We start from the raw sequence: 17,897 nt of genomic DNA, 5'->3' as shown, positions 1-17,897 counted from the left end.
TTGCTTCTCCTGACACGGAAGTAAAGCCGATTGTGCGCTGCAATACAATCACGAGCGACGCGCAGCGCGAAAGCTCCGGACCGTCGCGGCAAGCCCGCGCCAAGGCTCCACCGACCAGTAGCGCCGCGCCGCGCCGGATGTGGACGGAAGCACCCAAGGGGTGGCGCCGCCGAGCGAAAGCCCGGTCTGCTCGCCGTAATCCACCGGCCGACCGAGCGCCGTGCGGGCCGCATATTTGCCATTGAACGCGACGATCGCCGGCCGCCAGGTCTCCAGCAGCTCCACCAGACGCGCGGGCGCGAGCGCGCTGCGCGGGATCTCGCTGTCAGCGCCGGAGGCGTCCTTCGCGAGATCGGTCAGACCGATCCCCACATGGAGAAGCTCGCCCGCCATTTCAGGCGACAGCAGGCGCGGGGTGAGACCGGTCTCGGACAATATCGTCCAGAACCGGTTGCCCGGCCCGGCGTAGTACATGCCGACCTCCGCCGAGCGTCGACCCGCGGCGACGCCGCAAAAGACAACGTCAAGCTCCGCCGCCAGAATATCCGGCAGCATCGCCTCAGGATTCGCGCGCCCAGAGCCGTTCAGCCATCACCCCGACGCGGGTCTCGACCGCCTCGCAGGCGTCGAGGATCAGGTCCTCGCGAAACCGCCGACCGACGATCTGGACCGAGATCGGCTGCACGCCGTTGAAATGCGCCGGAATGTTGCCGGCGGGAAGCGCGAGATAGTTCATCGAATAGGACCAGATGGCGGAGCCGAGCGCCTCACGCGCGCCCTCCACGCCCTCGGCGTCGCGGTTCGGCCGGAAGAACGGCGCCGGAAGAAATGGCGTTAGGACAAGCGGATACGCCTCCAGGAATTTCGACCAGGCGCGGGCGTAAAAGGTCCGCTTCGCCATCGCGCGCAGCAGCTCGTCTCCGATGAAGGGCGGAAAAAGCTCATGGTAGCTGGCGAACACGGCCTTGATCGTCTCGGAGCCGTAATTGCGGATATCGGGGCCCATCAGCCCCTCGACCTCGCCCATCAGCGCGCGATAGCCGTCATGGGCGATCTCGCGCACCATCGGCGCCTCCGTCTCGACCACTTCGTAGCCGGCGTCGGAAAGCGCCGCCGCCGCCGCATCCAGCGCCGCTTCGACATCGGGATGAAGGTCGAACTCGAACGTCTCCTTGGTGAACGCGACCTTGATCGGCCCCTCGACCGGCGCGCCGTCGAAGGGCGCCTCCACCATCCAAGGATCGCGCGCGTCAGGGGCGATGAGCGCGCGCATGCCGGTCCGCACATCGTCGGCGCGCCGCGCGATCAGTCCCTGAACCGACATCGCCTGCGCGAGCATGCCGCGCTCGACCCTTTGTGAGGGGTTGAAGGCCGGAACCCGCCCGATGCCCGGCTTCACGGTCGCCGCGCCATTGGCGGCGGCGGGAAAGCGCAGGCTGCCGCCAATGTCGTTGCCATGCGCAAGCGCGCCGATCCCCATCATCACCGAGGAGCCAGCCCCGCCCGACGATCCGCCGGGCGAGACATGGTCGCCCCAGGGGTTGTTTGTACGGCCATGCAGCGGGTTATCCGTATCGGCGCGGAAAGAGAATTCCGGCGTGTTCGTCCGCCCGATCACCACCGCCCCGGCCTTCTTCAGGTTTGCGACGACGGGCGCGTCCTCCTTGGCGAAGTTCCCCGCCAGCGCGGGCACGCCATTCGTCGTCGCCCAGCCTTTCTGATCGACATTCACCTTGATGGTGACCGGAACGCCATGCAGCGGGCCGAGCGATTCACCCCTCGCCTGTTTCTCATCCAGCGCCTGCGCCGCCGCCATCGCCTCCTCCGAGAGATCGGCGACGACCGCGTTGAGCTTCGGATTGACTGCATGCATCCGCTCGACGGCTGTGCCGATGACGTCGCGCGCGGAGATATCTCCCGCAGCGATTCTGGCGGCGGTTTCGGCGGCGCCGAGGCGCCAAAGGGGGGTGTCTGCCATCGGATTCTCCTTGATGGCCAGACCCTAGCCGCGCGCGCGGATTTGTAAATCTCGACGGCGCGCGCGCGTGCGCGCGCTTCACCTCTCCGGCGTCAGCGCGCTGAAATCGAAAAGACCTGAATCCAGCAGATGGCTGGGGTTGGCGTTCCGCAGCGCGCGGAACATGACCTGACGGCGGCCCGGGCTGCGCGCCTCCCACTCATCCAGCAATCGCTTTATCTGCGCCCGCTGCAACCCCTCCTGGGAGCCGCAGAGATCGCAGGGAATGATCGGGAAGTTCATCGCCGCCGCGAAGCGCGCGCAATCGGCCTCCGCGACATGGGCGAGTGGGCGCAGGACCAGAAGATCGCCCTCGTCGTTCAGGAGTTTCGGCGGCATCGTCGCCAGCTTGCCGCCATGAAAGAGGTTGAGGAAGAATGTTTCCAGCATGTCGTCGCGGTGATGGCCGAGAACCACCGCCTCACACCCTTCCTCCCGCGCGATGCGATAGAGATTGCCGCGCCGGAGCCGCGAGCAGAGCGCGCAGAAGGTTCGCCCTTCCGGCACTTTCTCGGTGACGATGGAATAGGTGTCCCGCCGCTCGATCCGGTGCGCGACCCCGATCCTCGTCAGGAAATCCGGCAGGATCGACGCATCGAATCCCGGCTGACCCTGATCGAGATTACAGGCGAGAATCTCAACCGGCAGCAGACCGCGCCATTGCAGATCCAGCAGCGCCGCCAGCAACGTGTAGCTGTCCTTGCCGCCGGAGACGCAGACCAGCCAGCGCGCGCCGCGCCGGACCATGCCATAGGCTTCTAGCGCCTCGCGCGTCTCGCGGATGATGCGTTTGCGGAGCTTGGCGAACGCGCCGCTCGACGGCATGTCGTTGAAAAGCGCGGGCTGGGAATCAAGCATCGGGTTTCTTCTTTCGCTCCGGCGGCGGGTCGTAGCCCGAACCGCCGAAAGGATGGCAGCGCAAAATCCGCCGCAGGGTCAGCCAGCCGCCCTTGAGCGCCCCGTGCGCCTCCAGCGCCTCCAGCGCATACGCCGAGCAGGTCGGCTGATAGCGGCAGTTCATGCCGACCCATGGCGAAAGCGTCGCGCGATAGAGCCGGACCGGCAGCGCCACGATATGGGCGGCCGGACTCATCGCCGCGCCTTCGGCGCGTGTACGCGTGAAAGCGCGGTCTCAAGGTCACCCAGCAAATCACTGAAAGACCGTGTCGCTGTCACCCCCGCCCGCCCGATCAGCACATAATCCCAGCCCGGACGGCCGCGCAGCGGCAGCACCTGCGCCGCGATCGCCCGAAGGCGCCGTTTCGCCCGGTTGCGGGCCACCGCGTTGCCGACCTTCTTGGAACAGGTGAAGCCGACGCGGAGCGCGTCAGGGTCGGCCTTCTCGCCCGGGCCGCGTTTCCGGCCCTGAAGCAGAAATCCCGGGCAGGTGTGGCGCCGGGCCCGCGCGGCGGCGAGGAAATCGCGGCGTTTGCGGATCCGCTCGGGGCGAATCGGAACGACCCCGCCAGAGGCGGAGCCGTCGCCGGAGCTCTCCGTGATGCGGGCGTCGGTCGCGCCGGTCCCCGGCGCCGTCATCGGCTCAGGCCGAGAGCGACTTCCGACCACGATTGCGGCGCGCGTTCAGGATCTTGCGGCCATTCTTCGTGGCCATCCGGGCGCGGAAGCCGTGGCGACGGGCGCGCACGAGGTTGCTCGGCTGAAAGGTGCGTTTCATCGCTTCGGTCCTTCGTCACATGCGTCGGGCGAGCGCCAGAGCGCGCCCTGAATTCGGAGGTGGTGAGATACGCGCGCCCGCGCGCCCTGTCAATTCCCGCGCCGATCCCGCGCCCCTCGGCCCCGAACGGCTGGAGGACGCCCTTCCGCTCGTCGCCGCCTTCCACCGTGGCGAAGGCGTCGCGCAAACCGTGGCGGCGCGGATGACATCGCATCACGCTCGTGTCAGTCGGGCCGAAAGCCACTGGCCTGCGCGTCCGATCCAGCGTAGCGCGGAGCCAAGATGAAAGAGACCAACGCCACGCTCTCGCTCAGACGCGCCGCGCCGCTCGCGCTGGCGTTTCTGGGCGCAATTCTTCTCTACGCCTTCGGGCGCGACTATCTCAGCTTCGACGCGCTTCGCGACAACCGCGAGACGCTTCTCGCCTGGCGCGACGCGCATTATGCGCTCGCCGCTCTCACCTACGCCGCGCTCTACGCCGTCGCGACCGCGCTCTCCTTTCCCGGCGGGCTTGCGCTGACGCTGGCCGGCGGTTTCCTCTTCGGGCCCTTCATCGGCGCGGTCCTCGCCGTCACCGGCGCCACCGCCGGCGCGCTCGCGATCTTCCTCGCCGCCAGAACCGGGCTCGGCGACGCGCTGCGCGCCCGCGCGGGCGGCTGGGTCAAGAAGGCCGAGGAGGGCTTTCGCGCCAACGAAATCAGCTTTCTGTTGATGATGCGGCTGGTGCCAGCCATCCCTTTCTTCGCCGCCAATCTTGTTCCCGCTTTTCTCGGCGCCACGACGTTCAATTACGCTTGGACGACGTTTGTCGGCATTATCCCCGGCGCCCTCGTCTACGCCTCTGTCGGCGCCGGCCTCGGCGTGGTGTTCGAGGCCGGCGGAACGCCCGATCTCGGGCTGATCTTCGAGCCGCAAGTGCTTCTTCCCCTGCTCGGACTCGCCGCGCTCTCGGCGCTGCCGATCTTCGTTCGGCTGATCCGACGACAACGCCCTGGAGACAGCCGATGACGATAGTCGAACCCGATCTCTGCGTCATCGGCGCCGGTTCCGGCGGCCTATCCGTCGCCGCCGGCGCGGCGCAGATGGGCGCCTCGGTCGTTCTGATCGAGGGCGCGGAAATGGGGGGTGACTGCCTCAACCATGGCTGCGTCCCGTCGAAAGCGCTCCTCGCCGCCGCCAAGGCCGCCCACGCGATGAGCGCCGGGGCCCAATTCGGCGTCCACCCCGTCGCCCCCGAGATCGATTTCGCCGCGGCGAAGGACTACGTCCGTTCGGCGATCGACGCGATTGCGCCACATGATTCCGAGGAGCGCTTCACCGGCCTCGGCGTCACCGTGATCCGCGCGATGGCCCGCTTCACCAGCCCGCGCGAGGTCGAGGCCGGCGAGAATCGCATCCGCGCCCGCCGCTTCGTCATCGCCACCGGCTCGCGCCCAGCCGCGCCGCCGATTACGGGGTTGGAGGAAGCCGGTTATCTGACCAACGAGACGATTTTCGGTTTGCGCGACCGCCCTGCGCGCCTCGCCATCATCGGCGCCGGGCCGATTGGCCTGGAGATGGCGCAGGCGCATCGCCGTCTCGGCTGCGAGGTCACCGTTCTGGAAGCCGCGACCGCGCTGTCGCGCGAAGACCCCGAACTGTCGGCCGTCGTCGTCAGCGCGCTTCGCGCCGAGGGGGTCGAGATCCGCGAAGGCGCAACGATTTCTGCTGTGGATCGGGTCGGGAATGAGACCCTCCTGCGCCTGAAGGACGGCGAGACGCTCCGCGCCGACGCCCTTCTCGTCGCGACCGGCCGTCGCGCCGAGATCGACGATCTCGGCCTCGAAGCCGCGGGGGTCGAACGCTCCAAGACCGGTGTGAAGGTCGACAAGGGCTTGCGTACGACCAATCGCCGCATCTACGCCATCGGCGACGCCGCAGGCGGCGCGCAGTTCACCCATCTCGCTGCCTATCAGGCCGGGCTTGTCATTCGTTCGGCGCTTTTCCGCCTACCCGTCCAGGCGCGCTCCGACATGATCCCCCGCGCGACCTTCACCGATCCGGAGCTGGCGCAGGTCGGCCTGACGGAAACCGATGCGCGAGAGAAGCACGGCGCGGCGCTGGAGGTTCACCGCGCCGAATATGGCGCCAATGACCGCGCGCTGACCGAGAACCGCACGGCCGGCTTCTCCAAGGTGATGATCGTCAGGGGTCGCCCCGTCGGCGCCTCCATTGTCGGCGCACATGCCGGCGATCTGATCTCGATCTGGGCGCTGGCGATCTCCAAAGGGCTGAAGATCGGCGATGTCGCCGGCTTCGTCGCGCCCTACCCCACCTACGGCGAACTGGCGAAGAGCGTCGCCAGCGCCTATTTTGCGCCGCGCCTTTTCCAGAGCAATCTGATCCCCTGGGTTGTTCGACTGCTTGCGAAACTCGGCTGAGAGGATAGGTTTCGACGAGGCCCGCAGCGGGCGGGCCCGGTTCAGGACCTTCATGCCTCTCGCGCGTTCGCTTTCCGGCCGGCTGCTGCTTCTCACCGTCGGCATCGTGATGATGACCGAAGTGCTGGTCTTTCTGCCTTCGGTCGCGCGCTTCCGCGAGGATTACCTCCTTCAGCGTCTGCATCTCGCCGAGATCGCGGCGCTTGTCCTGCTCGCGTCCGAGGACGACATGGTTGAGGAGACGCTGGAGGCGGAACTGCTCAAGAACGCCGGCGTCTCCTCTATCGTGCTGCGGCGCGATTCTTCCCGGCAGCTCATCCTTCAGGCGCCGGGCGACACGATGGTGGATCAGACCTACGATCTGCGCGTCGATGACGCGATGACGCTCATTCACGACGCGCTCGCCGTCCTCGTCCGGCCGGAGCCGCGCACGATCCGGGTGATCGGCGCGCCGATGAAAGGCGGCGGGGTGGAGATCGAAATCACCATGGCCGAGACCCCGCTATGCGAGGCGGTGATCGATTACGCCGGCCGCATCCTTCTGCTTTCGCTCCTGATCTCGACAGTCACCGGCGGGCTGGTCTTCGTCGTCACCCGTCGGCTGATCGTGCGGCCGATGGAGCGGGTGGTGAGCAACATGCTCGCGTTTCAGAAAGACCCCGAACGCACGCCGCCGATCCAACCCTCCGGCTCCCGCCTGCGGGAGATCGCCAACGCCGAGACGGCGCTGGCCGAGATGCAAACGGAGCTGAAGGCCGCGTTGAGGCAGAAGTCGCGCCTCGCCGATCTTGGCGGCGCCGTGGCCAAGATCAGCCACGATCTGCGCAACATGCTGGCCAGCGCGCAGCTTCTCGCCGACCGGCTGGCGGGAAGCCGCGATCCGGTGGTCGCCCGCGTCGGCCCCAAGCTGATCAGTTCGCTCGATCGCGCCGTCACGCTCTGCGTCTCGACCCTCCAGCATGGTCGGGCGGAGGAGGCGCCGCCGGCCCCGCGTCGCCTCGCGCTCCGCCGCATCGCCGCCGATGTCGGCGACGCGGTCGTCCCCGAAGCCGGGCCGATCACTTTCGTCAACGAAACGCCAGCCGCGCTTTACGCCACGGTCGACGCCGATCATCTTTTCCGCATTCTCGCCAATCTCACCCGCAACGCCTGCCAGGCGATCGAGGCTACGGGCCGCCCCGGGCGCGTCCTCGTTTCGGCCGAACCGACCGTAGATGGCGTCGCGCTCACCGTAGCGGACGACGGGCCCGGCCTTCCGCCAAAGGCGCTCGATAATCTCTTCCAGCCCTTTCGCGGCGGCGCGCGGCGGGGCGGCGCCGGCCTCGGCCTCGCCATCGCCGCCGAACTCGCGGCGCTCAATGGCGGCCGACTGGAGCTGGAGGCGAGCGACGGGACGGGCGCAGTCTTCCGGCTGACCTTGCCCGGATAACGCATCGAGCCGCGCCCGCGCGCCGTGTGCCATCCTGCACTTCCGCACATGCCCCGAATTTTGCGAAAACCCTCGTGAACGATAGGGAACGGACGCATGAGCTTACGCACCGCCGCCTTCGCCGCGCTCATGGTTGCGGCCTTCATGGCGCTTTCATTTCACGCTCATTCGGTGGCGGCGCCCGGCCAGATGCTGTTGGCGGGCCTCTGACCCGTCCGGGGCGGGGAAGGCGCGGATGGCCTTTACGCCGGGTTCTGTCCCCGCGCTTTCGCGCGATAGATAGCCATTCATCTGGGACGCGCGTCGCCGCGCGCCTCATGCGATCAACCCGGTCGGCGGGGCGGAGACCCCCTGCCCCGCCTTGCGGCGGCGCAGCCGACCCTATTCGATCTTGCAGCCGGCGGGGCTTGCCATGCCGCCCCCGTCACCGGGGGCGCGGTGGGCTCTTACCCCACCGTTTCACCCTTGCCGCACGCCTCCGGCGAGCCGGGAACATGGGCGGTCTCTTCTCTGTGGCGCTTTCCCTCGGGTTGCCCCGGCCGGGTGTTGCCCGGCGCCGTCTCTCCATGCTGCCCGGACGTTCCTCACCCCCGAAGGGGCGCGGCTATCCAGCCATCCGCGCCGTTCAGATAGCCTTGGCCGAGGGCGCGGTCAACGCACTGCGCGCTACCCAGCCTTGCCTTCCGCCGGGGCGCCCAGAATCGCCGCCGCGAGCCCGAGCGCCGCGATCAGCCCGAAAATCATCGCTTTCGGCCGCTCGTCCCGCCTCAGCGCCAAACGGCAGGCGATCGTCGCCTGCAGCGCGTAATAGAACGCGAAGGCGCGCGAGGCGTAGGAGATGATCGTAAAAATGTCCGACCCCCAGGTCAGCGCCAGCCCGGCCGCAACCAGCGCCGCATAGGACGCCTTCGGCGAGAGCCGTCCGCCGGTCAGCTCGGCGCCGAGCCCGCCGGCCCCGCCGGCGTCGGCGATCGCGGCGCTCGCCTGCGCGGCCAAAGCCGCCGCGACCAGCAGGAACGGCAGGAGCGGCGCCACGACCGCCATCATGTCGATGATCGCGGTTTCGGAAAGCGCGCCAGGATCGACGGAAAAACTGAAAGAGAGGAATACCGTGTAGACGAGGTAGATCACCACGGCGAGGCCCTGCGCCAGCCGCATGGCCCGAATGCGCACCGGCGCCGTGTGCGCTCCGCCGATATAGCGCGCCGTCTCGAACCCCTGCACGGTGACGATCAGCCCGAGGCAAAGCGTGAACGAGGCCCACGGCCCCAGATGCGGGGCGGAGAATTTCAGCGCGCCCGCGCCCGCGCGATCGAAGAAGTAGACCGCGAGACCCGCGACCAGCCCGGCGATCACCGCCAGCTTGATCGCCACGGTCAACATCTCGACCTTCTCCATCGCGGTGAAGCCCTTGAACCAGCCAAGCGCGAGCAGACCGATCAGCATGGCGGAGGTGAGCGCCCGCCCCTCGAAAGCACCGTTGAAGGGCGTTAGACTGACGCCGAACGCGCCGAAAAGGTTGAGATAATAGGCGACCGACACGATATAGGCGCCGGCCAGCGCCGCGCCGGAAAATGTCTCCAGGCGATCGACCAGAACATCTTCACCCTCCGGTAGCGGCTCGGCGTAGGCGATGTTGTAACGGATCGCCGCTCCGAATCCCCACGCCGCAATGCAAAGCGCCGCCATCGCCGTCGTCGCCCACATTCCGAACGCGTGTGCGAGGATCGGGCCGAGCACCAGAAAGCCCGAGCCGATGATCGAGGCGAGCGGCGTCACCGTCGCCCGCCAGAGCTCCGAGCGCAGCATCCACGGCGAGAGAAACAGCCCCGCCCCCGCCAGCGTCGCCGCGAGGACGACCAGCCCGACGAAACTCACACGCGCACGCCGGTTCGGGCCGATAACCCGCGCCGCGCCAGCCGCGCCCAGTCGAATTTCTCACCCGGATCGATCTTGCGTCCCGGCGCCACGTCCTCATGACCGACGACATTGCGCGGCTCGATCGACCAGCGCGCCATTATCCCGGCCAGTAGCCGCTCCAACGCCGCCATCTGCGGCTCGGGAAACGGGTGATATCCGTGTTCCACGCCGGGGTTGACGAGTTCGATCCCGATCGAGCGGGAATTGACGTCGCTTTCCCCCTCCCAGGATGAAACCCCGGCATGCCACGCCCTGCGGTCCTCGGGCACGAGCGCCTCGGAGCCGCCGTCAAGGTCGATCAACCAATGCGCCGAAACCTCGGCTCCCGGATCGCAGAGCCGCGCACGGGCGGCGGCGGCGGTTTTCATGCCCGTGTAATGGATCACCACCATGTCGGGCTGGCCCAGGCGGCGTGCGTTATGATTTGGACTGGTCATTCACCCGTATTTCGACGAGCCTTCGCACCATGTCCAGCCGTCCCTCGCCGCTGCCGAACCGGGTCACGCCCTTTGGCGAGATCGTGGCCGCCGCCGCGCAAGGCGGCTGGCTCGGCAATCGCGGCGGGCGCATCCATCGGGACTGGCGGATCGTGCGGCGTCAAGCCTCGCCACGCTGGATCATATGCCGGCTGGAATTCAAGGGGCGCCGCCGGACGGTGATGGGCGACGGCTATACCGAACTGTTCTTTCTCGACGAGGCGACCGCGCTCGCCGCCGGTCATCGCCCCTGTTACGAGTGTCGCCGCGATGCGGCGAAGGCCTTCGCCGCCGCATGGGCGGCCGGGCGAGGCGGCGCGCGCGTGACGGCCGACGAAATGGACGCGGTGCTGAAGATGGAACGCCGTGCGCAGGGGCCGACCGTCGCGCACGCCGATCTCGCCCCCGGCGCAATGGTCGCGGCTGGCGGCGACGCCTTCCTGTTCGACGGATCCGGTTTTCATCGCTGGTCGTTCACCGGCTATGCGCCCGCCGCGCCGAAAGCGCCGCTGACGCTTCTCACCCCCGCCTCGACCCTCGCGGCGCTCCGCGCGGGCTACCGCGCCGAGATGCGGGTCTAGCGCCGGATTTCCCGCCGGTCTCGCCGCCCGGCTTCGGACCGCGGCCGGCCCCCGGCGGGCGCTTTGCTCCACCATCGCGTCCGGGCTTGGCGTCGGATCTCGCGCCCGGCTTGCGCCCGCGTTTCGTTTCCACATCGGGTTCCGGCGTCTTGGCCGCCGGTCCGCGCAGCGTATCGGGGTCACGCTTCAAGCCAAGCTGATCGCGCAGGATCTTCCACTTGACCTCCTCGACCCCGCCCGCCGCCAGATCGCCGAGCTGAAACGGGCCGTAGGAGACCCGGATCAGCCGGTTCACCGCCAGCCCGACCGCCTCCAGCGCCCGCCTGATCTCTCGGTTCCGCCCCTCTTTCAGCGCGAGGGAGAGCCAGAGATTGCCACCCTGCACCCGCTCGACGGAGACCACCATCGGCTGAAAGCGCTCGCCCTCGATGGTGATCCCGCGCCGAAGCGGCTCCAGGCCCGCCTCATCGATCCGGCCATGCGCCCTCGCCCGATAGCGCCGCGTCCAGCCCGTGGACGGCAGCTCCAGACGCCGCTTCAACTCGCCGTCATTGGTGAGCAGCAAGAGCCCTTCGGAATTGATGTCGAGCCGCCCGACGCTCATCACGCGGGGCAAATCCTCCGGCAACTTCTCGAACACTGTCGCCCGGCCCTTCTCGTCGCGCGCCGTCGTCACCAGCCCGACGGGCTTGTGGTAACGCCAGAGGCGGGGCGGCTCGGCCGCCGCGAGCGGCGCGCCATCAACCTCGATCCGGTCGCTCAACGTCACATTCAGCGCCGGGCTGTCGATCCGTTCGCCGTTGACGCGCACGCGCCCGGCCTCGATCATCCGCTCCGCCTCACGGCGCGAGGCGACGCCGGCCCGCGCCAGCCGCTTCGCGATCCGTTCGCTTGTGTTATCGTCATCCTGCTGCATTTCAGCCGCATAGGCTCCCCGGGGGGACAATGAAAGCTCTAAAACGGATCTGGCTGACGATCCGGGCGCCGATAATCCGGATCGCAGCCGGCGTTCTGGTGACGCCCAGCGTCGCTTTCAATGTAAATCTCCCGTCAAATGGTGTGGTGATATCCGTCCCGCCGATTCCCCTGATGGCCATCAATATCGCCGCGCTTGCCGTATATTGGTCAAAAATACCAATATTCTTTTCAAACGAAAGGCGATTATGGACATTTTTATTGATTGTATTGATCATAGTTCTGCTTTTGAAATTATCTTCAAGTCGCTACGATCCGCTCATTCTATTTGGAGATGCTGATCGACACCCACAGCGGGAGTGGTCATATTTTTTTGAAATACTACTGACCGCCATTTCGGGCATTCGGCTATCATATCTCTGTGCGCCGGGTCGCGCCGCCCCGGATCACGCTAGCCCGGCCAGCGCCACGACAAACGTCATGGCGTTGAGAGCCGATCCGGCGCTGACATTCGAAACGAATTTCAAAGGCCATTGCAACGCCGCCTTCGACCGCGGCGCACAGGCGCAGGTTCTGGTCCGCGAAGCGCAGACGCCGCTTGACCTGGCCGAGGCGTCGGCCGCGAAACTGTCGAAGAAAATCGAAACGGCCTACAGTGAGATGTCGGAAATCTTCGGCACAAGGAAACCGGGCGGCGCCGACGCTGCGGAGGCGCGGACAGTCCGACTCGCGTCAATTGACGCCCGGATCAGCGCCCTCAACACCGACCATAACGCGCAGCAGGAGCTGATCAAGACGATGCGCGGCGCGACGGATGTGGGCTCGCTCAAGCGGGCTCGTTCGCAACTGGCCGAAGCACGCCTGAAGGAACCCGCCATTCGCACCGAAGGTCGGGAGCGCAACGCTCTTCTCGCCTCCGGGCTGATGCGGTTCGGCATCATTTTCGTCCTGCTGTTTCTCGCCACCGCCCTCCTGAACCTCTATCGCTACGCGCTCCGGCTTTCCGCCTTCTATCGTTCGCGCGCCTGCACGCTCGTCCTGGCCGACGGCGATCTCAACCAGTTGAAGCGCGCGACGGCCGCGCTGGCGCCCGACAACGTGCCGCTTGGCAAGGAAGTGAAAGCGCCAATCGACGAAGCGACTAAAATCATCTCGTCGATGAAGAGCGCAGGATGACCGGTTTCACCTCCCACATGCAGGCGGCGTTGGAAGAAGCGCGCGCGGCGGCGGCGCGGGGCGAGACGCCGGTTGGCGCGGTCATCGTGCAGCCGGGCGGGAAGATCATCGCCGCAGCCGGCAACCGCACACGCGAGTTGAACGACCCGTCGGCCCACGCCGAAATCCTGGCGATCCGCGCGGCCTGCGCGACGCTTGGGTCGGAGCGCCTGCCCGGTCTCGATCTCTATGTGACGCTGGAGCCCTGCGCGATGTGCGCCGCCGCGATCTCCTTCGCGCGGATCAGCCGGCTTTACTACGGCGCGACCGACCCGAAGGGCGGCGCCGTCGCTTCCGGCCCGCGCTTCTTTTCGCAGGCGACCTGCCATCACAAGCCCGAAATCTACGATGGTGTGGCGGAGACGGAATCGGCCACGCTGCTACGCCGCTTCTTCCGCGAGCGTCGCGGCAAGAGCGTTTCGGCTCAGTCCGGAATCGCCCCCTCTCGCGCGGCCCGGCATGAGCGTGAGCCCTGACAGGAGCGCCTTCAGCTCAGGGTTGCCGGCGAATGATGTTCACCCCCGGACCGACGCTGTAGTCTGGGCGCTGGTCGCGGCGCAGACGGTCCACCGCCACCCCGCTCCCGCGGGAGTTCTGTTCGCGCGGATCGCGGTGCCGGCCGTGCTCGTCGAAGACAGTCGCACGGGTCTCTCGCGCGCGCCGCTCAGTCGGAGTCTCGTCACGATTCAGTCGCCGATCCGTATCCGGCTCCGGCGCTTCGGGGCGCGCGCCCGCCACACCGGCGTCCGGTCCGCCGGGCGCCTCGCCCTCAACGACCTGCGCGCCGGCGGGCGCCGCCATGAAGAGAATGAGCAGGAGAGTCGACCCTGCGCGCGCCGCTCTAGCGATCGACATCGAACCGCAGATCGGTTCCGCGCCCCGCCATGCTGCGCTTGGAGCCGCGCGCGCCGGGCGTCAGAAGCGAATCGAAGTCAAAATCATTGGCCGCGCCGATCCGGTCTGAAGAGTCGCCATACCGCCCGTAGCGCGGCTTGCTGTATACGCCCGCGTCGAAACCCGGCGTCAGGAAAGGCGATGTTTCGGGGCCGCCGACCGGACCCCCGATCTCCACCCGCTCGCCGGCGGGCGTCAGTTCATCGGTCTCGATGGCCGTCTGCGCGATCGCGCCCGCGGCGAACAGCGCTCCGAACAGTACAAGCGGGACAGGCAGTCGGGAACGCATATTCATCTCGGCTCTCCTCAGGATCGATGATGGATCGATCGCCTGTTCGTTGCAACGTCCGGAGCGCGCAATCGTTGGGGCTGCGTTCAGATCGTAATCGCCTTCATCACCTCCGGCTCGACGATGTTGGCGCCGGGCACTTCCATGTCCGTCGCCGATTGAGCAAGGAGCGGAAAAGTTCGATAATGGCAGGGAATGATCGTCTTGAATTCGAAGAACTTCCGGCAGGCGAAGGCGGCGCGCGGCGGATCCATCGTGAAATGTCCGCCGATCGGGACAATGCCGATATCCGGCTGATGAAGCTCCGCGAAAACCCCCATATCCGCCATCACATCGGTATCTCCCATGAAATAGATCACATGGCCCTCGGCGGCGATCATGAAGCCGGATTCATGACCAGCGTAGACCGGGCGCCCCTCGACCATCACCGAGGATGAATGCGTCGCGTTCACCATCGTGACCGCGACATCGCCCAGCTTCGCCGTGCCGCCCTTGTTCATGCCGACGACCTTCACCTTCTCCGTCTCCTCGAGCCAGGTCGTCCAGTCGTAGATGCCGACGACCGGCGCGCCGGTGGCGCGGGCGATCTCCGCCGCGTCGCCGGAATGGTCGCCATGGCCGTGGCTGATCAGGATATTCGTCGCGCCTTCGATCGCAGCGTCAAAATCCGCCTCGTCGAAGCTCGGGTTGCCGCGGAGCCACGGGTCAATAAGGAGAGTCTGATCCGCCGCCTCTATGCGAAAACCGGAATGGCCAAGCCAGGTGATTTTCATGATCGCGGTCTCCTCTCTTCGTCCGTCATGCGCCGACATTCCACATTCACCCCGGCGCGCACAAGCCCGCATCCTGAAGTCCGGTCTCCCTCACCCTTTCGCGAGTTCGGCCCCCCGCGCCCGCGCCGCCTCGACCGCGCGCGTCATCAGCGGCTGCAACCCGTCCGGCGCCATCAGCACGTCGAGCGCCGCCGCCGTGGTGCCACCCGGGCTGGTCACCTGCTGGCGCAACACGCCCGGCGCGATCCCGCTATCCGCCGCCAGCTTGCCCGCGCCCATCACGGTCTGCATCGCCAGTTTCGCGGCGAGCGGCTCCGGCAGGCCCGCGGCGGCCCCGGCAGCCGCCAGCGTTTCGATCAGATAAAAGACATAGGCGGGGCCGGAGCCCGAAACCCCCGTAACCGCATCCATGAGCGCTTCGTCGTCGATCCAGTCGACCTCGCCGGACGCGGACAGCAACGCCGCCGTCAGCGCCTTCGCCTCCGCGCCGACCTCCGGCGTCGGGTAGCAGACCATCATCCCCGCGCCGATCGCCGCCGGCGTGTTCGGCATGCAGCGGATCACCGCCGCCCCGGCCCCGAGCCCGTCGCGCAGCGTCGCCACGGTGGTTCCCGCCGCGATCGAGACGAAGCTCGCGCCCCCGAAACGGGCGTAATCCGGCAGCACCGCCGGCATCACCTGCGGCTTCACCGCGAGGAAGACCAACTCGGGCGCAAGATCCGTCGGCAGATCGCCGGGCGCCGCGACCGCGGCCGCGCCGAGCGCTGCGGCCTGGTCGCGCAACCCCGCGTCCGGCTCCACCACATGCGCGTTCAGGTTCGGCCGCGCCGCCATCCACCCGGCCAGCATCGCCCGCCCCATGTTCCCGCATCCGACCAGCAGCACCGTTTCGGCCATTATCGTCTCCCAATCCGTCTCTCCGCACATCAGGCGCCCCCCGCCCGCGCGCGTCAAGACGCGCGGCGTTCGCGCTCGCCGGCTTGCCGGGCGGGGCTCTCGCCAGCGTCGGCGATCCGCGCTAGAGGGTGCGCATGGGATCGGGTTTTCGCATCCATGACGACTGGACCGAAGGGCACCGCCGCTTGATCGCGTCGTTCCCACGCCTAATATCGCGGGTCTGACCCCGCCGAGGAGAATTCAATGGACCCCGCGACATTGTGGACGGTGGCCGCGATTATCGGTCTTCTTCTGCTTTCCGCATTCTTTTCCGGCTCGGAGACCGCGCTGACGGCGGTCAGCCGCGCGGCTCTGCACCGGCTCGCCGGCAGAGGCGAGCGCGGCGCCGCGAGCGCCCTGAAACTGACAGAGGATAACGAACGGCTGATCGGCGCGGTCCTGCTCGGCAACAACCTCGTCAATATCCTCGCCGCCTCTCTCGCGACGCATCTCTTCACCCGGCATTTCGGGCAGGCTGGCGTCGCCTGGGCGACGCTGGTGATGACGTTTCTCGTTCTGGTTTTCGCCGAGGTCACGCCGAAGACCTATGCGATTACCAGCCCGGAGACCGCGGCGCTTCGGGTCGCGAAACCGATCTCGATCTTCGTGCGGCTCTTCGCTCCGGTCGTCGGCGTAATCCGGGTTCTCGCCCGCGGCGCGCTCCGTGTCGTCGGCGTTCGCGCCGATCCCGACGCCCGCATCCTCGGCGCGCACGAGGAGATCAGGGGCGCCATCGACCTCCATCACTCCGAGGGCGGCGTGGAGAAGGACGACCGCGACAGGCTTCTCGCCGCGCTCGACCTGAACGAGCGCGAGGTCTCCGAGGTGATGCGCCACCGGCGCAACATCGAAACGATCGACGCCGACGCCGCGCCGGACGAGATCGTCGCCTTCTTCCTCAATTCGTCGCACACCCGCATCCCGGTCTGGCGCGACGAGCCGGAGAACATCGTCGGCGTGATCCACGCGAAGGATCTGCTACGCGAAGTCGACCGCCTCGCCCGCGCCGCTGCGCCGGGCCGCGCCGCGCTCGACAACTTCGACGTCATGGCGGTGGCGATGGAGCCCTGGTTCGTTCCTGACACCACTTCGCTCGACGAGCAGATGCGGGAGTTCCTGCGTCGGCGCAGCCATTTCGCGCTCGTTGTCGACGAATACGGCGATCTTCAGGGCCTGATCACGCTCGAAGATATCCTGGAGGAGATCGTCGGCGACATTTCAGACGAGCATGATCCGGAGGAGGCGACGCTCGCCAAACGCTCCGACGGCTCGATCGAGGTCGAGGGCGAAATGACCATCAGGGACCTCAATCGTTTCGGCGACTGGGACCTTCCCGACGACGAGGCGACCACCGTCGCCGGGCTGGTGATTCACGAAGCCCAGACGATCCCCGACGCGGGCCAGATCTTCTCGTTCCACGGCTTCCGCTTCGAGGTTCTCGCCCGCGAGCGCCATCGCATCACCAAATTGCGGGTGAAGCCGCTGGACCCGCGCTGACGCGCGGGCCGGAGATCGCGCGCGCGGCGCGGCGTCACTTCGGCAGCCGCACGTCCTCGATCGGATAGCCAAGTCCGCCCTGGAAGCCGTAATTCTCCATATGGCAGGCGCTGCATGCCGTCTCGACGTCGATGGCCTGCGGCGCGCCGTTGGGGGCGACCATCATGTAATACCAGTCATTCGTCTCCGGCGAGACGCCGGCGGCGACCTTTTCCATCAGGAAAAGCGGCCCTGGCTTCACAGAAAGATCCTCGCCGATCGTGAAGCTCTCCTTCGCGATCTTAGTTCCCGCCGGAATATCAGGGTCTTCGGCGTATTCGGTGTAGGCGTCGAAACCGGTTTCGTTCACATATGTGAAAAGGAACCTGCCGCCATGAAAGCCCGGGTTCGCCGGCGCTGTCGTGGCCGCGCCCCACTTGCGATAACCGCTCACCATCTCGGATGGAATCCAACCCTTGTCGCCCTGCTGATAACCCGCGTAAAGATCATCCTTGAGGCATTCGTACACGGCGTTCGCCTGCTCATGGCTGAGGTCGTAGGGATCGGCGGGCGCCGTGCAATCCGCCGCCCGCCCCTCCCCGGCGAACCCGATCAGAGTAAAAGCGGCCGCCGCGACCGCGAGTGCACCGGACTGGTTCATTTTCTCTCTCCCTTATGCGGATGGCCGGCGGGCCATTTTCGCGTCTTCGGTTTCAAATCCGCGTCCATCATGCGCGCCGGAATGTGCGACGCCACACAACTCGTCTGAACTCGGCGTGAGAAAGTGAAACGTCCCGTTGGCGCGCGATGAACGCATCGTGCCTGCGGCGCATCCCGTTTTTCGTCGCATCCGGGGACGGTCGGAGGTGATGCGTTTCGGC

At 67.2% G+C, this 17,897-nt stretch carries 20 protein-coding genes, 1 other RNA gene and 1 pseudogene; 7 read left to right on the top strand and 15 right to left on the bottom strand.

The genetic code is table 11. From position 1 onward, the window contains the following. Positions 1 to 48: 48 nt before the first annotated feature. From G5B40_RS00800 to rpmH, 6 genes are all read right to left on the bottom strand, one after another. A complete protein-coding gene (locus G5B40_RS00800; protein WP_165093826.1) occupies positions 49 to 555 on the bottom strand; it encodes a mismatch-specific DNA-glycosylase in 507 nt (168 codons plus the stop codon). A 4-nt stretch (positions 556 to 559) separates the two neighbouring features. After that, positions 560 to 1,978 carry an amidase gene (locus G5B40_RS00795; protein ID WP_165093823.1) on the bottom strand — a complete coding sequence of 473 codons (1,419 nt, stop codon included), beginning with the start codon at positions 1,976 to 1,978 and terminating at the stop codon, positions 560 to 562. Positions 1,979 to 2,056: 78 nt separating this feature from the next. Further along, complete coding sequence (gene ttcA, locus G5B40_RS00790) at positions 2,057 to 2,875, bottom strand: tRNA 2-thiocytidine(32) synthetase TtcA (RefSeq protein WP_165093820.1); 819 nt, start codon at positions 2,873 to 2,875, stop codon at positions 2,057 to 2,059. Continuing rightward, positions 2,868 to 3,110, bottom strand: a complete 243-nt coding sequence (yidD, locus tag G5B40_RS00785) for a membrane protein insertion efficiency factor YidD (protein ID WP_165093818.1) — start codon at positions 3,108 to 3,110, stop codon at positions 2,868 to 2,870. Before yidD ends, ttcA begins: the two co-directional genes overlap by 8 nt. Continuing rightward, positions 3,107 to 3,553 carry a ribonuclease P protein component gene (gene rnpA, locus G5B40_RS00780; protein WP_165093815.1) on the bottom strand — a complete coding sequence of 149 codons (447 nt, stop codon included), beginning with the start codon at positions 3,551 to 3,553 and terminating at the stop codon, positions 3,107 to 3,109. Before rnpA ends, yidD begins: the two co-directional genes overlap by 4 nt. A 4-nt stretch (positions 3,554 to 3,557) precedes the next feature. Then, positions 3,558 to 3,692 (bottom strand): 50S ribosomal protein L34, encoded by a 135-nt coding sequence (gene rpmH, locus G5B40_RS00775; protein ID WP_165093813.1) that lies wholly within the window; start codon positions 3,690 to 3,692, stop codon positions 3,558 to 3,560. A gap of 282 nt (positions 3,693 to 3,974) precedes the next feature. Here rpmH and G5B40_RS00770 point away from each other — a divergent pair, with 282 nt between their 5' ends. Genes G5B40_RS00770 through G5B40_RS00760 form a run of 3 tightly spaced genes read left to right on the top strand, consistent with a single transcriptional unit; the run spans position 3,975 to position 7,541 of the window. Continuing rightward, positions 3,975 to 4,700, top strand: a complete 726-nt coding sequence (locus tag G5B40_RS00770; RefSeq protein ID WP_165093810.1) for a TVP38/TMEM64 family protein — start codon at positions 3,975 to 3,977, stop codon at positions 4,698 to 4,700. Further along, complete coding sequence (locus G5B40_RS00765; protein WP_165093808.1) at positions 4,697 to 6,112, top strand: dihydrolipoyl dehydrogenase family protein; 1,416 nt, start codon at positions 4,697 to 4,699, stop codon at positions 6,110 to 6,112. The genes G5B40_RS00770 and G5B40_RS00765 overlap by 4 nt, the downstream gene beginning before the upstream one ends. 52 nt (positions 6,113 to 6,164) lie before the next feature. After that, complete coding sequence (locus G5B40_RS00760) at positions 6,165 to 7,541, top strand: sensor histidine kinase (RefSeq protein ID WP_165093805.1); 1,377 nt, start codon at positions 6,165 to 6,167, stop codon at positions 7,539 to 7,541. A gap of 227 nt (positions 7,542 to 7,768) precedes the next feature. Here the strand turns inward: G5B40_RS00760 and rnpB are convergent. The 3 genes and pseudogenes from rnpB to G5B40_RS00745 all read right to left on the bottom strand — a co-directional run. Continuing rightward, positions 7,769 to 8,161: RNase P RNA component class A (gene rnpB, locus G5B40_RS00755), an RNA gene on the bottom strand. A 46-nt stretch (positions 8,162 to 8,207) separates the two neighbouring features. Further along, complete coding sequence (locus tag G5B40_RS00750) at positions 8,208 to 9,419, bottom strand: APC family permease (protein WP_165093802.1); 1,212 nt, start codon at positions 9,417 to 9,419, stop codon at positions 8,208 to 8,210. Between the two features lie 20 nt (positions 9,420 to 9,439). Beyond that, positions 9,440 to 9,898: pseudogene (locus G5B40_RS00745) on the bottom strand (N-acetylmuramoyl-L-alanine amidase); the annotation flags it as partial. Between the two features lie 29 nt (positions 9,899 to 9,927). On the opposite strand from G5B40_RS00745, the gene G5B40_RS00740 reads away from it, so the two are divergent. Beyond that, complete coding sequence (locus G5B40_RS00740; RefSeq protein ID WP_165093797.1) at positions 9,928 to 10,518, top strand: hypothetical protein; 591 nt, start codon at positions 9,928 to 9,930, stop codon at positions 10,516 to 10,518. Here G5B40_RS00740 and G5B40_RS00735 read toward each other — a convergent pair. After that, on the bottom strand, positions 10,457 to 11,434 hold the full coding sequence (locus G5B40_RS00735) for a pseudouridine synthase (RefSeq protein ID WP_165093794.1): 978 nt from the start codon (positions 11,432 to 11,434) through the stop codon (positions 10,457 to 10,459). The genes G5B40_RS00740 and G5B40_RS00735 overlap by 62 nt on opposite strands. Before the next feature lie 173 nt (positions 11,435 to 11,607). On the opposite strand from G5B40_RS00735, the gene G5B40_RS00730 reads away from it, so the two are divergent. Together G5B40_RS00730 and G5B40_RS00725 are read left to right on the top strand one after the other, a co-directional pair. Beyond that, positions 11,608 to 12,609, top strand: coding sequence for a hypothetical protein (locus G5B40_RS00730; RefSeq protein ID WP_165093792.1), 1,002 nt, complete (start codon positions 11,608 to 11,610; stop codon positions 12,607 to 12,609). Beyond that, positions 12,606 to 13,124, top strand: a complete 519-nt coding sequence (locus G5B40_RS00725; RefSeq protein WP_165093789.1) for a nucleoside deaminase — start codon at positions 12,606 to 12,608, stop codon at positions 13,122 to 13,124. The genes G5B40_RS00730 and G5B40_RS00725 overlap by 4 nt, the downstream gene beginning before the upstream one ends. A 16-nt stretch (positions 13,125 to 13,140) precedes the next feature. Here G5B40_RS00725 and G5B40_RS00720 read toward each other — a convergent pair whose 3' ends face one another. The 4 genes from G5B40_RS00720 to proC form a co-directional block, all read right to left on the bottom strand. Further along, positions 13,141 to 13,503, bottom strand: a complete 363-nt coding sequence (locus G5B40_RS00720; RefSeq protein ID WP_165093787.1) for a hypothetical protein — start codon at positions 13,501 to 13,503, stop codon at positions 13,141 to 13,143. After that, positions 13,490 to 13,837 carry a hypothetical protein gene (locus G5B40_RS00715; RefSeq protein ID WP_165093785.1) on the bottom strand — a complete coding sequence of 116 codons (348 nt, stop codon included), beginning with the start codon at positions 13,835 to 13,837 and terminating at the stop codon, positions 13,490 to 13,492. Before G5B40_RS00715 ends, G5B40_RS00720 begins: the two co-directional genes overlap by 14 nt. A gap of 80 nt (positions 13,838 to 13,917) precedes the next feature. Continuing rightward, entirely contained in the window at positions 13,918 to 14,604 is a 687-nt protein-coding gene (locus G5B40_RS00710; RefSeq protein ID WP_165093783.1) for a metal-dependent hydrolase, read from the bottom strand. Between the two features lie 90 nt (positions 14,605 to 14,694). Further along, the gene (gene proC, locus G5B40_RS00705; RefSeq protein ID WP_211907387.1) at positions 14,695 to 15,531 is read right to left on the bottom strand and encodes a pyrroline-5-carboxylate reductase; all 837 of its coding nucleotides are present in this window, start codon (positions 15,529 to 15,531) and stop codon (positions 14,695 to 14,697) included. A 213-nt stretch (positions 15,532 to 15,744) separates the two neighbouring features. On the opposite strand from proC, the gene G5B40_RS00700 reads away from it, so the two are divergent. Further along, positions 15,745 to 17,037, top strand: coding sequence for an HlyC/CorC family transporter (locus G5B40_RS00700; RefSeq protein ID WP_165093780.1), 1,293 nt, complete (start codon positions 15,745 to 15,747; stop codon positions 17,035 to 17,037). A gap of 34 nt (positions 17,038 to 17,071) precedes the next feature. On the opposite strand, the gene G5B40_RS00695 is transcribed toward G5B40_RS00700, so the two are convergent. Continuing rightward, complete coding sequence (locus tag G5B40_RS00695; protein ID WP_165093777.1) at positions 17,072 to 17,677, bottom strand: cytochrome P460 family protein; 606 nt, start codon at positions 17,675 to 17,677, stop codon at positions 17,072 to 17,074. Positions 17,678 to 17,897 lie beyond the last annotated feature (220 nt).

Source organism: Pikeienuella piscinae, assembly GCF_011044155.1.
In the GTDB taxonomy this organism is placed as follows: domain Bacteria; phylum Pseudomonadota; class Alphaproteobacteria; order Rhodobacterales; family Rhodobacteraceae; genus Pikeienuella; species Pikeienuella piscinae.
Note: the sequence above shows the minus strand (reverse complement) of the source record. Positions and strands in the feature narration are given on the sequence as shown.